Source organism: Ralstonia sp. 1138 (assembly GCF_040544795.1).
Classification (GTDB): Bacteria; Pseudomonadota; Gammaproteobacteria; order Burkholderiales; family Burkholderiaceae; genus Ralstonia; species Ralstonia flatus.
Genome location: NZ_JBEPKQ010000004.1, coordinates 502988 through 516928, shown reverse-complemented (window position 1 = coordinate 516928; position 13941 = coordinate 502988). Strand labels below are relative to the sequence as shown.

Sequence of the window (13941 nt, the reverse complement as noted above, 5' to 3'; positions counted from 1 at the left end):
GTTGAACGCTGGCGGATTCACCCGCCGATGTAGGACATTTCGATGCGCCGGCCGGCCGGTTGGGCCTTGCCGCTCGCACGCAATTCGGAATAGCGGTCGGCGCGGCCCTGCCAGACAGAGCGGATCGCGTTGGAGAGTTCCAGATCGGTCGCGCCGCCGCGCAATAGCGCGCGCAGGTCGAAGCCTTCGGTGGCGAACAGGCAGAGATACAGCTTGCCTTCGGTCGACAATCGCGCGCGGGTGCAATCGTGGCAGAACGCCTGGGTCACGCTGGAGATCACGCCCACCTCGCCGGCGCCGTCGACATAGCGCCAGCGCTCGGCCGTTTCGCCGCTGTAATTTGCCGACGCCGGCTCGAGCGCAAACTCGGACGAAAGACGCTTGATCACTTCGGCCGACGGCACGACGGAACGCATGTCCCAATGGTTGGTCGTGCCCACATCCATGTATTCGATAAAGCGCACGATGATGCCGCTGCCGCGGAAGTGGCGCGCCATCGGCACGATCTGGTCTTCGTTGTCGCCTTTCTTGACGACCATGTTGACCTTCAGCGGCGCCAAGCCCACGTTCTGCGCGACTTCGATACCGTGCAGCACCTCGCTCACAGCGAAGTCGACGTCGTTCATGCGGCGGAAGGTCGCATCGTCGATGCCATCGAGGCTCACCGTCACGCGGCTCAGGCCCGCGTCTTTGAGCGATTGCGCCTTGCGGGCGAGCAGGGCGCCGTTGGTCGTGAGCGTGAGGTCCAGCGGCTTGCCTTCGGCGGTGGTGAGGCGCGCGAGCATTTCGACCAGACGCTCGATGTCTTTGCGCAGCAGCGGTTCGCCGCCGGTCAGGCGAATCTTCTCGACGCCGTGCTCGATGAACAGCCGCGCCATCCGCTCGATCTCTTCGAACGACAGCAACTCGGAATGCCGCAGGAAGCGGTAATCCTTGTCGAATACGTCCTTGGGCATGCAGTACACGCAGCGGAAGTTGCAGCGGTCCGTCACGGAGATACGCAGATCGTGCAGCCGACGGCCGCGCGTATCCGTCAGCCTCCCCTCTGCGGGGACGAGCACATGGGGCACGGTGGGCACCGTGGCGCGATGGTGCTGGCCATCACGCAGATCGTAGAGGGGGATGACGGTTTCAGTCATGGTGTGGTGCGGCGCGTCAATCCACAGGAGAGGTCGATCGCGCTCGATACAAGGACGAGTGTAGCGCAGCCCCTGTTTGATGCGGGGAGCACAGTTCAGCCCCTGCGTGTCCCGCACAGGAAAAAGGGCGGCCGAAGCCGCCCCTCAGGCAAGGCATCGCGGCGGGTGTGGGTTACCCGCCGCCGATGTGATGCTTATTGCTGGTCTGCGCCACCCGCCGGGCGGTTGGTTTCGACCAGGATCATCGGGCCGTGCTGGATCGGCGGCAGCGGCTTGCGCTCGCGGGGCACGCGCGGGGCTGCGACAGTGCGCGCAGCTTCTTCCTGCGATGCACGCAGCTTCTGGCTGTCGGTGTGGACCCACGTCATGCCGGCGTTATCCAGCACGCTCTGCAGCGTCTCAATCGGCAGCGGCGAAGCCTGGGCAATCGTGCTGACCGGGGCCGGCACTTCGGCAAAGGCCGTCACGATGGCTTCTTGAGGCGCCGCCACTGCCACTGCCGCTTCCGGCGCGGGCGCTGCTGCGGTAGCCGTGGCCAGCGCGGGCTCCGTCGGCTGCACTTGCGGCAGGGCCGACACAGGCGCCACGGCTTCTGCGGCATGCACCGGCTCGTGTACCACCGGAGCCGGGTTCTCAACCGGGGCAAGCGACGTCGTCTGCACAGGTTCCGTCACGGTTGCCGGCAGCACCGGCTCGGCATGCATTTCGGCGACGGCTTCGTCTGCGGTTTCGGCGCCTTCGTTCTCGCCTTCACCTTCGGCGCGGACGCCTTCCGCACCCTCGCGGTCACGGCGATAACGGTTACGGCCACGACGACCACGGCGACGGCGCTCTTCACCTTCTCCGTTGCCTTCCGCGCCCGGCGTCACGCCTTCGCCCGCGATGCCTTCTGCCGGAGCCGCAGTGTCGAGCAACGGTTGCGGCATTTGCGACGCAGCGGCCTGATCCATCAGGGCTTCGGCGGCCACAGCGGCGGCTTCCTTGGCCTGTTGATCGCGTTCGCCACGGTTTTCGCGCGGCTCACGGCTTTCACGTGGCTCGCGCGGCTCACGCGGCTCGCGACCCTCGCGGGCTTCACGGCCCTCACGCGGTTGGCGCTCGCGACGTTCCTGATTGCGCTCGCGGCGACCTTGGCCCTGATTCTGGCCTTCGGCGCGCACATCCTGACCTTGCTGCGGCTGACGGGCTTCAGCCGTCTCGCGAACAGCGCCCTCGACCTGCGCCGGCTGGCGGTTGCGATCACGGTTGCCGCGCTGACCGTCACGTTGACCTTCGCGCTGGCCCTGTTGCTGACCTTCGCGAGCTTCGTTGCGGTCACGGCCCTGGCGGTTGCCATCACGGCCGTTCTGGCCTTGACCTTGACCTTGGCGCTCGCCACGTTCGCCGCGCTGGCCACGGCCACCACGGTCCTGGCGGTTGCCACGCCCTTGGCGGTTGCCTTCTTCAGCACGTTGCTTCGGCGTTTCTACGGGCGCAGCCACCACCGGCTCGGCCGGTTTGGCGCCAAACAGCGATTTCAGCCACGAAACAAAACCACCCTGGGCAGGCACCGGAGCCGGCGCCTGCGGTGCGGGAGCGGCTTCGGCACGCGCCGGGCGCTCAGCGCGCGGCACCGACACGGGCGCCGGTTGGTCCGGCGTGATGCCCTTGACGGCGGCTTCCTGGCGCGGCTTGGCCGCTTCCTTGCGCGTGCTGTAAGCGGTATCGGCTTCCAGTTCCTTGGCGGCCTCTTCGGCCATCTTGTAGCTGGCCTTGTCGTCGTCCAGACGCGGATCGTCGTGGCGCAGACGCTCCAGCTTGTAGTGCGGAGTCTCCAGATGCTTGTTCGGGATCAGCAGCACATTCACCTTGAAGCGCGTCTCGATCAGGTTGATGTCCGGACGCTTCTCGTTGAGCAGGAAGGCAGCGACTTCCACCGGCACCTGGCAGTGAATCGCGGCGGTGTTTTCCTTCATCGCCTCTTCCTGGATGATGCGCAACACCTGCAGGGCGGACGATTCGGTATCGCGGATGTGGCCCGTGCCGTTACAGCGCGGGCAAGTGACGTGCGAGCCTTCCGACAGCGACGGGCGCAGGCGCTGGCGCGACAGTTCCATCAGGCCGAAGCGGCTGATCTTGCCCATCTGAACGCGGGCGCGGTCGTGGCGCAGCGCGTCTTTCAGGCGGGTTTCGACGTCCTTCTGTGCCTTGCTCGACTCCATGTCGATGAAGTCGATCACGATCAGGCCGCCCAGGTCGCGCAGGCGGAGCTGGCGGGCGATTTCATCGGCGGCTTCGAGGTTGGTACGGGCAGCGGTTTCCTCGATATCTGCGCCCTTGGTGGCGCGCGCCGAGTTCACGTCAATGGCGACGAGCGCCTCGGTGTGGTCGATCACGATGGCGCCGCCCGACGGCAACATCACCATGCGCGAGTACGCCGATTCAATCTGGTGTTCGATCTGGAAACGCGAGAACAGGGGAACGTCGTCGCGGTACTTCTTCACCCGATTCATGTTGTCGGGCATCACCACGCTCATGAAAGCGCGGGCCTGATCGTAGATATCGTCCGTATCGATCAGGATTTCGCCGATATCCGGCTGGAAGTAATCGCGAATCGCCCGGATCACCAGGCTGGATTCGAGATAGATCAGCAGCGGGGCCTTGTTGTCGACGGCAGCGCCGTCAACGGCCTTCCACAGCTGCATCAGGTAGTTCAAGTCCCACTGCAGCTCTTCAGCCGAGCGGCCGATGCCGGCGGTGCGGGCGATGATGCTCATGCCGTCCGGCACTTCCAGTTGCGCCATGGTTTCGCGCAATTCCTGACGGTCTTCGCCCTCGATGCGGCGCGACACGCCGCCGCCGCGCGGGTTGTTCGGCATCAGGACCAGGTAACGGCCAGCCAGCGAGATGAAGGTGGTCAGGGCCGCGCCCTTGTTGCCGCGCTCTTCCTTCTCGACCTGGACGATCAGCTCCTGGCCTTCGCGCAGTGCATCCTGGATGCGCGCATTGCGCACGTCCACACCGTCCTTGAAATAGGCGCGGGCGACTTCCTTGAACGGGAGAAAACCGTGCCGCTCTTCACCGTAATTGACGAAGCACGCTTCCAGCGACGGTTCGATGCGGGTGATGACACCCTTATAGATATTGCCTTTGCGCTGTTCGCGCCCGGCGGTTTCGATGTCGATGTCGATCAGTTTCTGACCATCGACAATGGCGACGCGCAATTCTTCTTGCTGCGTCGCATTGAACAACATGCGTTTCATTGCAACCTCACTCCAATGCCGTGCAAGCACGGCGCTTCATGGAGCACGCAAAGGCGGAGCGGGTGGTCAACGAATTGCCGAAGTGTCGGCCAACAAAAAGGCGCGACGGGGCACGAGCGAAAGAAATGAGGGCATTCCACGCGTCATCATGGATGGCAGGGCGGAGTCCGCGGACGCGGTTGGCGTCCAGTTGCGCGTCCTGTCACTCGTGCCGCGGGCCCGTTGCATCTGCAGGCGGGCCGGCGGCGGCGAGTCGCGTGAAGCGACCACAAAGAGCGAATTGACGGACGGCCTGTCCGGACGAAACCCGCGGCGGGGCGAATCGGGCGGCGTGCTGCTTTTTAGAGTTTTGCCGCCGGACCGCCATGGCAACGCGGTAACCGGATATTCAGCCGGCCGGCACCAGTCTGGTGCGGCAAGGGCTTCTTTCACCAAGCGGGCGCCGTATGGATGAACCATGTGGCGCCCGCCTTTGAATTCTGTTCTACCAGCTGCTCGTTCTACGCTGGCCGACGTTGCCGACGTGATCTTTGGTTCACGTCTTGCGCGATGGGACAGCGGTGCGTGCTGCTTTCGTGCCGATGCATCCGGCCACGTGATTAGCTTTGTAACACAAGTGGGCGATTGATCGGCACGTTCCGGACCGAAACGGTGGCTGTGTACAATACCTGTTGTTTCGTTCCGACCGGCTGTTGCTGGCGCCTAAACGACTGTCCAGCGAGAAAATTATATTGAAAATGAATGAGTTACGCCATCCATTTGATGGCCGCATTCAACAGGCCGGACGTGGCACACTCGGCGATGCGCTCGACGGCAAGTCAGTCGCCTATGTTGAAATCGGTGAAGACGCCGAAGGGCAGCGCATCGACAATTTCCTGATGCGCGTGGCCAAGGGCGTGCCCAAAAGCCATATTTATCGCATCCTGCGTTCCGGCGAGGTGCGGGTCAACAAGGGCCGCATCGACGCGGAATACCGCCTGAAACTCGGTGATCTGGTGCGCATTCCCCCGCTGCGGATTGCCCAGCAGGCCGACGCGCCGCGCGCGGTGCCGGCGGCAGAATTCACGATCCTTCACGAAGATACGCACCTTTTGGTGATCGATAAGCCCGCCGGGGTGGCCGTGCACGGCGGCTCGGGGGTAGCGTTCGGGGTGATTGAACAACTGCGCCAGTCGCGCCCGGAGGCCAAGTTCCTTGAACTGGTGCACCGCCTCGATCGCGAAACGTCGGGCGTGCTGCTGCTTGCCAAAAGGCGCTCTGCGCTGGTGGCGTTACACGAGCAGATTCGCGAAGGCCAGTTGGACAAGCGGTACTTTGCGGCGGTAAAGGGCGTCTGGCCCCACAAGCGTCAACATATCAAGTCACCGCTGCACAAATACACCACACCGGAAGGCGAGCGCCGCGTGCGCGTCCAGGCCGATGGGCAAGCGTCGCACACGATCTTCAACAAGGTCGGCGTGTTTGGCCCCTACACGTTGCTGGAGGCCGAACTGAAGACGGGGCGCACGCACCAGATTCGGGTGCATCTGGCTCACGCCGGTTTTCCGATCCTGGGCGACGACAAATATGGCGATTTCGCCCTGAACAAGGCGCTGTCGCGCGCGAATGCTTCGCCACGGCTGGCGCGGATGTTCCTGCATGCGCATCGTCTGCAGCTGACGCATCCGCAAAGCGGCGAAATCGTCACGTTCACTGCGCCGTTGCCCGCAGAGTGCGCCGACTTCCTTAACGCTTTCCAGGGTCCCGATTCCGATGCCGCAGCAGCGCTTTGATCTGATCGTCTTCGATTGGGATGGCACGTTGATGGATTCGACGTCGGCCATCACCCGATCGATCCAGCTTGCGTGCCGGGATCTCAATCTGCCAGTGCCTGACGACGCACGTGCCAGCCACGTGATCGGGCTGGGTTTGCGGGACGCGCTCGAATATGCCGTCCCGACGCTCGATCCGGCCGACTACGGCAAGCTGGCTGACCGGTATCGCTTCCATTACCTGAGCCGCGACGCGCATCTCGTGCTGTTTCCGGGGGTACGTGAAATGCTGGAAGCGCTGCGCCGCCAGAATTATCTGCTGGCCGTGGCGACGGGCAAGTCCCGCGTAGGCCTGCAACGTGCGATGGAAGCCACGAATCTGACGGGCGTGTTCGATAACACCCGCTGCGCCGATGAGACCTTCTCCAAGCCGCACCCCGCGATGCTGCTCGAACTGACGCGCGACCTCGGCATGGAAGTCGAGCGCACGTTGATGATCGGCGACACGACGCACGATCTGCAGATGGCAGCCAATGCGGGTGCCGCTGGCGTGGCCGTCACGTACGGTGCGCACCCGGCCGATGTGTTGGACTCGCTTGCGCCGCTGTATTCCGCCAAGTCCGTCCCCGATTTGCACGATTGGCTGACGAAGCATGCCTGACATGGTCGAACCCGTTCGTGTATGTGAAAGCTCGGCATTGGAAGACGGCGGCTTGGGTGTCCGGTTTCAGGTGGAGGTGCGAGGGCGGCTCGTCAGTGCGTTCGTCGTCCGCTACGCGGGCGAGGTCCATGGTTATCTGAACCAGTGCGCGCATGTGCCGATGGAAATGGACTGGCAGGAAGGCCAGTTTTTTGAAAGCTCGGGCCTGTATTTGATGTGCGCTACGCATGGCGCCATTTACGAGCCGGATACTGGCCGGTGCGTCGGCGGGCCGTGCCGAGGTTCGCATTTATCCAAGCTGGAGATTGCCGAGCGAGACGGGGCAGTCTGGTGGCAACCGGATGCGTTATTCCGCGCACCGGCTCCCGCACCAGCGCCAACACCGTCTGCCTAGTCGCGCAGTTCTTCATCTCGATCGTTTTTTCTTGTCTATGACCGACTCGATTCCGCCGAAAGGCCCCGAAGACGTGCCCAACGAGGGTGCAGGCAAACCAGAAGCGCTGGAGGTCACTCAGCACGCGGATCATCCGCTCGAAGCTGAATTGCGCAACCCGGCAGCAGGCAAGCCCGGGTCAGCCTCTGCATCAGCAGCCTCTGCGCAGCCTGGAGGCTGGGAGCGTGAGGTACTCGAAAAAGTCTTGTTGGCCACCATCCGCGAGCAACGGGCAGCGCGCCGCTGGCGCATCTTTTTCCGCTTCGTGACGCTCGGCCTGATCGGGATCCTCATTTATGCGTTCGCCAGCCTCGAAGGCGAAACCGTCAGCACGGGCCGTCACACGGCCGTTGTCACGCTCGACGGCGAAATTGCGGCCAACACAAATGCCAGCGCGGAAAACATCAATGCGTCGTTGCAAGCCGCGTTTGCGGACGACAACACGGTCGGCGTGATCCTGAAGATCAATTCGCCGGGCGGCTCGCCGGTGCAGGCGGGCATGATCAATGATGAAATCCGCCGTCTGCGTGCCAAGTACAAGAAGATTCCGTTGTACGTGGTGGTGGAGGAGATGTGCGCGTCGGGCGGCTACTACGTGGCCGCGGCTGCAGACAAAATTTATGTCGACAAGGCCAGCATCGTGGGGTCGATCGGCGTGCTGATGGACGGCTTCGGCTTTACCGGTCTGATGGACAAGGTGGGTGTGGAGCGCCGCCTGCTCACGGCCGGTTCGAACAAGGGGATGCTTGATCCGTTTTCGCCGGTGTCGCCGCAGCAGAAGCAATACGCGCAGGAGATGCTGGACCAGGTGCACCAGCAGTTCATCGACGTGGTGAAGCAGGGGCGCGGCAACCGTCTGAAGGATGATCCGACGCTATTCACCGGCCTGTTCTGGACGGGCACCAAGGCTGTCGATCTTGGGCTGGCTGACGCGATCGGCAGTGCAGACTTTGTCGCGCGCAGCGTCATCAAGGCACCGGACGTGGTCGACTACACCGTCAAGGAAAATTTCGCCTCGCGCGTGGCACGCAAGCTCGGTACGGCAATGGGCGCCGGCGCGGTAAAGGCGCTGGCCGCGACGGGCCAGCTTAAGCTCTTGATGAAGGAATAAGCGCGCTATCGCGCCAGCAGCGAGAAAATCGCCGGCCGCTTGTGCAGGTTCATGCGGTCGGCGCGCCAGTCGCTCACGGGCAGCGTAACAACCTGCTCGCTGGGCAGCGTCAGATCCACTGCAATCGACAGCAGCGTACTCGGCGAGCAACCGGCCTGGATGGCCTCGAGCAACGCACCATTGCGGTAGGGCGTTTCAATGAACACCTGCGTTTGGGCGGCTGAGCGCGAAAGCTGTTCCAGTGCGCGCAGCTTGGTCTTGCGCTCGGCCGCATCGACCGGCAGATAGCCGTTGAACGCAAAGCTCTGGCCGTTCAGGCCGGACGCCATCACCGCCAGCAGAATCGAACTCGGTCCCACCAGCGGCTTTACGCGCACCCCGCGTCGGTGCGCGAGACGCACGAGATTCGCGCCCGGATCGGCCACCGCCGGCACGCCGGCTTCCGACATCAGCCCCGCGTCCTGCCCTGCAACCACCGGCGCCAGCAGCGCTTCCAGCTCCGATTCCGGCGTTTTGACGTTCAGTTCGCGAATGGTGATTTCCTGCAGCGGGCGTGTCAGTGGCGTCGTCTCGGCCAGTTTTTTGAGCAGCGCGCGCGCCGTCTTGGCGTGTTCGGCGACGAAATAGTCGAGTTGCGCGGTGATCTGCTGCACGCCGGCCGGAATCACGTCAGGCAGCGGGTCGGCCGCATCGCGCGAGCCCAGCGTATTCGGAATGAGGTAAAGCGTACCGGCCATGGTTCAGGCGAAGAGCGGGTAATGAACGTTGCGCAGCATGCCGGTCAGGGCGATCAGCGGCAGACCCACAAGCGCGGTCGGGTCCGACGATTCCACGCGTTCGAGGAGGGCAATGCCGAGGCCCTCCGATTTGGCGCTCCCTGCAACGTCGTACGGGTGTTCCAGGTGCAGATAAGCGTCCAATTCCTCATCGGAAAGGTCGCGGAAGGTGGCCAGGGTGCGGATGTCTTCGCTCTGGTGTTGCCCCGTCCGCCCGTCGTACAAGCACAACGCAGAGTGAAATGTGACGGTGCGTCCACGCATCCAGTGCAGTTGCGCCAGTGCACGGGCGTGGTCGCCCGGTTTGCCGACCTGCTTGCCATCAAGCGTCGCGACCTGGTCGGAGCCGATGACGAGGGCGCCGGGATAGTCTGCGGCCACCTTCTCCGCCTTCTGCCGCGCCAGGCGCAACGCGGTCTGGTCGGGTGACTCGTCTGGGGCGGGCGTCTCGTCAATGTTGGGTACCACGATCTCAAACGGCAGGCGCAGGCGTTCGAGCAATTCCCGCCGATATGGCGAGCTGGAGGCCAGAATGAGCGGCGGACGCGATGCAGAAGTCATAAGTGCTTGAAGATGCAGTGGATTTTGAGCAAAACCTTTTGACGCCAGAGGTTTTTGCCCGCTATAATCCCGCGTTTCGCGGTTTGGCCGCGCAGTGTCGCAAACCGGGCGCCCCGGCGCAAGGTGTGATGGCTGCAGGCGGTCGCTCCGGTTCGCGCACCAACGGCAACGCGTTCAATAGGTTCGATTCGTGGATTTTCGTACATTCGATCTTTTCGCGTTCATTCGCGCGGGTGAGCCGGCAAGCGGTGCAGTCCTTCTGACCGACATGCCGCGCCTCCTGGCCGAGCGGGCCGCCGATGCGCCAGCTGACGCCGATACGCAGTTCCATTGGCGATTGCAGGGCTTGGTGCGCGAGGAGGCCTCCGCCGGTCAGTTGCCGCGTCAGCGTCTCTTCGTGGATCTGGAAGTGGACGGTGCGGTCTGGCTGCAATGCCAGCGATGCCTGAAGGCGTACGAGCAGCCGCTGCCGGTGCGCACGCGCCTGGAAGTCATGCGTTCGGAAGTCGAGGCAGATGCCGCCCCGCTGGATGACGACGAGGCTGACGTCATCGTCGGCTCGCGCCACTTTGATCTGATCACGCAGATCGAAGATGAGCTGTTGCTGGCGCTGCCGGTGTCGCCGCGTCATGCCGCCTGCCCGGATGAGGTGTTGCCGGAAGAGGCTGAAGCTGAAAAAAAGCCGTCGCCGTTCGCGGTGCTGGCCAACCTGAAGACCAAACATTAGGCGTGCGCGAGTATTGCGCGCGCTGATGGCAGTACGTTTCACACGCCTACCGGAATGGCTACGCTCCGGCTCCGTGTGATGTGATAAAATCGATCAAATTGCTTAGGAGTCAGTCATGGCTGTTCAACAAAACAAGAAGTCGCCGTCCAAGCGCGGCATGCATCGTTCGCACGATTTCCTGACCGCGGCCCCGATCGCTGTCGAGCCGACCACCGGCGAAGTGCACCTGCGTCACCACGTGAGCCCGAACGGCTACTATCGTGGCCGCAAGGTTGTGAAGACCAAGAACGACTGATGCGATTTGCCAGTTTTCTGGCAAGCGTGTTGGGTTGGTCTGAACGCACAGGTTCATGATGCAAGCGAAAAAGCGGCAAGCCAATTTGCCGCTTTTTTGTTGAGCGAAATTCGGCAATGCGTGTACGGGTTTGTGTACCATACGCGCGCCAACGGCCGGAGCCGCACGTGAAACCGCAACTCAGACTCGCATGACCATCAAGCTTGCCATCGACTGCATGGGTGGCGATCACGGCGTTGGCGTGACAATCCCTGCAGCGATCCATTTTCTCGCCGCACACGAAGACGTCGAAATGCTGCTCGTCGGGCAGCCCGATGCCATCGCGGCGCAGCTCAAGCGACTTCACGCCACCGCGAACCCGCGCGTCCACGTCGTCCACGCCTCCGAGGTGGTGTCGATGGACGATCCGGTCGAGGTCGCGCTGCGCAAGAAGAAAGATTCTTCAATGCGCGTGGCCATCAATCAACTCAAGGAAGGCGCTGCTCAGGCGTGCGTTTCCGCCGGCAACACCGGCGCGTTGATGGCCGTGTCGCGTTACGTTCTCAAGACGCTGGACGGCATTGATCGCCCGGCGATTGCCACCGCCATCCCGAACGAGAAAGGTGCCGGCACGACCGTGCTGGATCTCGGGGCCAACGCCGACTGCGAGCCCGAGCATCTGCTGCAATTTGCGCAGATGGCCTCGGCGATGGTGTCGGTGGTCGAGCAGAAGCCGCGTCCGACGGTCGGCCTCCTCAACATCGGCGAAGAAGTCATCAAGGGCAACGAGGTCGTCAAGCAGGCCGGTGAGCTGCTGCGCGCCTCCGATCTCAATTTCTTCGGCAACGTTGAAGGCAACGACATCTTCAAGGGCACGACGGACATCGTTGTCTGCGATGGTTTTGTCGGTAACGTGGCGCTCAAGAGCACCGAAGGCCTGGCTAAGATGATCGGCGAGATGCTACGCCAGGAATTCAGCCGGTCGTGGTTCACCAAGCTGCTCGCCGTTGTGGCGCTGCCGGTGTTGACGCGTTTCAAACGGCGTGTCGATCATCGGCGCTACAATGGCGCCGCGCTGCTCGGTCTGCGTGGTCTGGTCATCAAGAGCCACGGCTCGGCCGATGCCTACGCGTTCGAATGGGCCATCAAGCGTGCCTACGACGCCGCGGCCAACGGCGTGATCGCCCGCATTGCGCAGGCGTTCGAATCGCACCATGACGCAGCGGGCGCTGCGCCGGTCTCCACTTCCGCTCCGGCCGCCGACGCTGCTTGAACGCGTCGCCTCCGAGTCAGATTTCACCCCACCGCACATGACACGTTTCGCAAGGATCATCGGTACGGGCAGCTACCTGCCGCCCAAGCGGGTCACCAATGACGAACTGGCGGCCCAGCTGGCCGAAAAGGGTATCGAGACGAGCGACGATTGGATCGTCTCGCGCAGCGGCATCCGAGCGCGTCATTTCGCTGAGCCCGACGTTACGTGCAGCGACCTCGCCGTGAAGGCCGCGGAGCGCGCGATCGAAGCTGCCGGTATCGATCGCTCCGAACTCGACCTGATTCTGGTGGCAACGTCCACGCCGGATTTCGTGTTCCCGAGCACTGCGTGCCTGGTGCAGCAAAAGCTCGGCATCACCAACGGCTGCGCTGCGTTCGACGTACAGGCCGTGTGTTCCGGCTTTGTCTACGCGCTCGCGACTGCCGACAAGTTCATCCGCTCGGGCGCCTACCGCAACGTGCTGGTGATTGGCTCGGAAGTCTTCTCACGCATCATCGATTTCAACGATCGCACCACATGCGTGCTGTTTGGCGACGGTGCGGGTGCTGTGGTGCTGCAAGCCTCTGACGAGCCGGGCATCCTGTCGACCGCGCTGCATGCTGACGGCAGCCACGCCAACATCCTGTGCGTGCCGGGCAACGTGGCGGCAGGCGCAATCCAAGGTAGCGCCTTCCTGTACATGGATGGTCAGGCCGTCTTCAAGCTGGCTGTGACGGTGCTCGACAAGGTCGCCCGTGAAGCCCTGGCAGCAGCGGAACTCGATGCCTCACAAGTCGACTGGTTGATCCCGCACCAGGCGAACATCCGCATCATGCAGGGCACGACCAAGAAGCTGGGCCTCTCGAACGAGCGCCTGATCGTGACCGTCGATGAGCATGGCAACACGTCTGCGGCCTCGATTCCGCTGGCGCTCGACGTTGCTGTGCGCGATGGCCGCATCCAGCGCGGCCAGCACGTGATGCTCGAAGGCGTGGGCGGCGGCTTCACTTGGGGCGCTGCGCTGCTGCGCTTCTGATCGACGAATTTCCAGAACGAACAATACGAGCCATGACATTCGCTTTCGTCTTCCCCGGCCAGGGTTCGCAATCGGTCGGCATGCTCAACGCGTTTGCCGATCATCCGGCTGTGGCGGCAACGCTGGCCGAGGCATCCGACGCGCTGGGCCAGGACATCGGCAAGCTGATTGCCGAAGGCCCGGCTGAAGAGCTGAACCTGACCACCAACACGCAACCCGTCATGCTGACGGCCGCTGTTGCGGTCTATCGCGCATGGCAAGCTGCTGGCGGCCCGACACCGACCGTCGTGGCGGGTCATAGCCTGGGTGAGTATTCGGCGCTGGTCGCCGCGGGCGCCATCGCGTTCAAAGACGCTGTGCCGCTGGTGCGTTTCCGCGCCAAGGCGATGCAGGAAGCCGTGCCGGTGGGCGAGGGCGGTATGGCTGCGATCCTGGGCCTGTCGGACGACGACGTGCGGGCCGCATGCGCCGAAGCTTCCGTTGCGGGCGTGGTCGAAGCGGTCAACTTCAACGCGCCGGCCCAGGTGGTGATCGCGGGTGCCAAGGCGGCTGTCGAGAAGGCTTGCGAAATCGCCAAGGCCAAGGGTGCCAAGCGTGCGCTGCCGCTGCCGGTCTCGGCACCGTTTCACTCGTCGCTGCTCAAGCCGGCATCGGACCGTCTGCGCGAGTATCTCGCCAACGTGACGGTCACTGCGCCTGTGATCCCCGTCATCAATAACGTGGACGTTGCTGTCGTAAGCGACCCGGCGGCCATCAAGGACGCCCTGGTGCGCCAGGCAGCATCGCCGGTGCGCTGGGTCGAGACCGTACAGAAGATGAAGGGTGACGGCATCACGCGCGTGGTCGAATGCGGCCCGGGCAAGGTGCTGGCTGGCCTGGTCAAGCGTATCGATGGTGAGATCGTCGGTGACGCGATCTTCGATCCGGCGTCGCTGGAAGCCGTGCTGGGCCAACTCAAATAATCAACGGAATTCG

General features: G+C 63.4%; 14 protein-coding genes. 10 read left to right on the top strand and 4 right to left on the bottom strand.

All coding sequences use genetic code 11. The features are described 5' to 3' along the window. Window positions 1-17: 17 nt before the first annotated feature. Together moaA and ABIC76_RS20035 are read right to left on the bottom strand one after the other, a co-directional pair. The gene (moaA, locus tag ABIC76_RS20040; protein WP_354535001.1) at window positions 18-1139 is read right to left on the bottom strand and encodes a GTP 3',8-cyclase MoaA; all 1122 of its coding nucleotides are present in this window, start codon (window positions 1137-1139) and stop codon (window positions 18-20) included. Window positions 1140-1333: 194 nt separating this feature from the next. Further along, the gene (locus tag ABIC76_RS20035) at window positions 1334-4381 is read right to left on the bottom strand and encodes an Rne/Rng family ribonuclease (protein ID WP_354535000.1); all 3048 of its coding nucleotides are present in this window, start codon (window positions 4379-4381) and stop codon (window positions 1334-1336) included. A 737-nt stretch (window positions 4382-5118) separates the two neighbouring features. On the opposite strand from ABIC76_RS20035, the gene ABIC76_RS20030 reads away from it, so the two are divergent. The 4 genes from ABIC76_RS20030 to ABIC76_RS20015 are packed head-to-tail and all read left to right on the top strand — an operon-like array spanning window position 5119 to window position 8337. Beyond that, the gene (locus ABIC76_RS20030; RefSeq protein ID WP_354535068.1) at window positions 5119-6153 is read left to right on the top strand and encodes an RluA family pseudouridine synthase; all 1035 of its coding nucleotides are present in this window, start codon (window positions 5119-5121) and stop codon (window positions 6151-6153) included. Further along, on the top strand, window positions 6134-6793 hold the full coding sequence (locus ABIC76_RS20025) for an HAD-IA family hydrolase (protein WP_102064866.1): 660 nt from the start codon (window positions 6134-6136) through the stop codon (window positions 6791-6793). Before ABIC76_RS20030 ends, ABIC76_RS20025 begins: the two co-directional genes overlap by 20 nt. After that, entirely contained in the window at window positions 6786-7187 is a 402-nt protein-coding gene (locus ABIC76_RS20020; protein ID WP_343550126.1) for a Rieske (2Fe-2S) protein, read from the top strand. The genes ABIC76_RS20025 and ABIC76_RS20020 overlap by 8 nt, the downstream gene beginning before the upstream one ends. Window positions 7188-7224: 37 nt before the next feature. Next, on the top strand, window positions 7225-8337 hold the full coding sequence (locus tag ABIC76_RS20015; protein WP_354535067.1) for a S49 family peptidase: 1113 nt from the start codon (window positions 7225-7227) through the stop codon (window positions 8335-8337). 5 nt (window positions 8338-8342) lie between these two features. On the opposite strand, the gene ABIC76_RS20010 is transcribed toward ABIC76_RS20015, so the two are convergent. After that, window positions 8343-9074, bottom strand: a complete 732-nt coding sequence (locus tag ABIC76_RS20010; protein ID WP_354534999.1) for an SAM-dependent methyltransferase — start codon at window positions 9072-9074, stop codon at window positions 8343-8345. A 3-nt stretch (window positions 9075-9077) separates the two neighbouring features. Then, window positions 9078-9674, bottom strand: coding sequence for a Maf-like protein (locus tag ABIC76_RS20005; protein ID WP_354534998.1), 597 nt, complete (start codon window positions 9672-9674; stop codon window positions 9078-9080). A gap of 2 nt (window positions 9675-9676) precedes the next feature. Between ABIC76_RS20005 and ABIC76_RS20000 the strand changes: the two genes are divergently transcribed. The 6 genes from ABIC76_RS20000 to fabD all read left to right on the top strand — a co-directional run bounded on the left by ABIC76_RS20000 (window position 9677) and on the right by fabD (window position 13928). Beyond that, window positions 9677-9937, top strand: a complete 261-nt coding sequence (locus ABIC76_RS20000) for a hypothetical protein (protein ID WP_354535072.1) — start codon at window positions 9677-9679, stop codon at window positions 9935-9937. Next, entirely contained in the window at window positions 9865-10401 is a 537-nt protein-coding gene (locus ABIC76_RS19995; protein WP_354534997.1) for a YceD family protein, read from the top strand. The genes ABIC76_RS20000 and ABIC76_RS19995 overlap by 73 nt, the downstream gene beginning before the upstream one ends. A gap of 115 nt (window positions 10402-10516) precedes the next feature. Then, window positions 10517-10696 carry a 50S ribosomal protein L32 gene (gene rpmF, locus ABIC76_RS19990; RefSeq protein WP_009238536.1) on the top strand — a complete coding sequence of 60 codons (180 nt, stop codon included), beginning with the start codon at window positions 10517-10519 and terminating at the stop codon, window positions 10694-10696. A gap of 190 nt (window positions 10697-10886) precedes the next feature. Beyond that, a complete protein-coding gene (gene plsX / locus ABIC76_RS19985) occupies window positions 10887-11948 on the top strand; it encodes a phosphate acyltransferase PlsX (RefSeq protein WP_354534996.1) in 1062 nt (353 codons plus the stop codon). Between the two features lie 37 nt (window positions 11949-11985). Continuing rightward, a complete protein-coding gene (locus tag ABIC76_RS19980; protein ID WP_102064871.1) occupies window positions 11986-12966 on the top strand; it encodes a beta-ketoacyl-ACP synthase III in 981 nt (326 codons plus the stop codon). 32 nt (window positions 12967-12998) lie between these two features. Continuing rightward, complete coding sequence (gene fabD / locus ABIC76_RS19975) at window positions 12999-13928, top strand: ACP S-malonyltransferase (protein ID WP_102064872.1); 930 nt, start codon at window positions 12999-13001, stop codon at window positions 13926-13928. The last annotated feature ends 13 nt before the right edge of the window (window positions 13929-13941 follow it).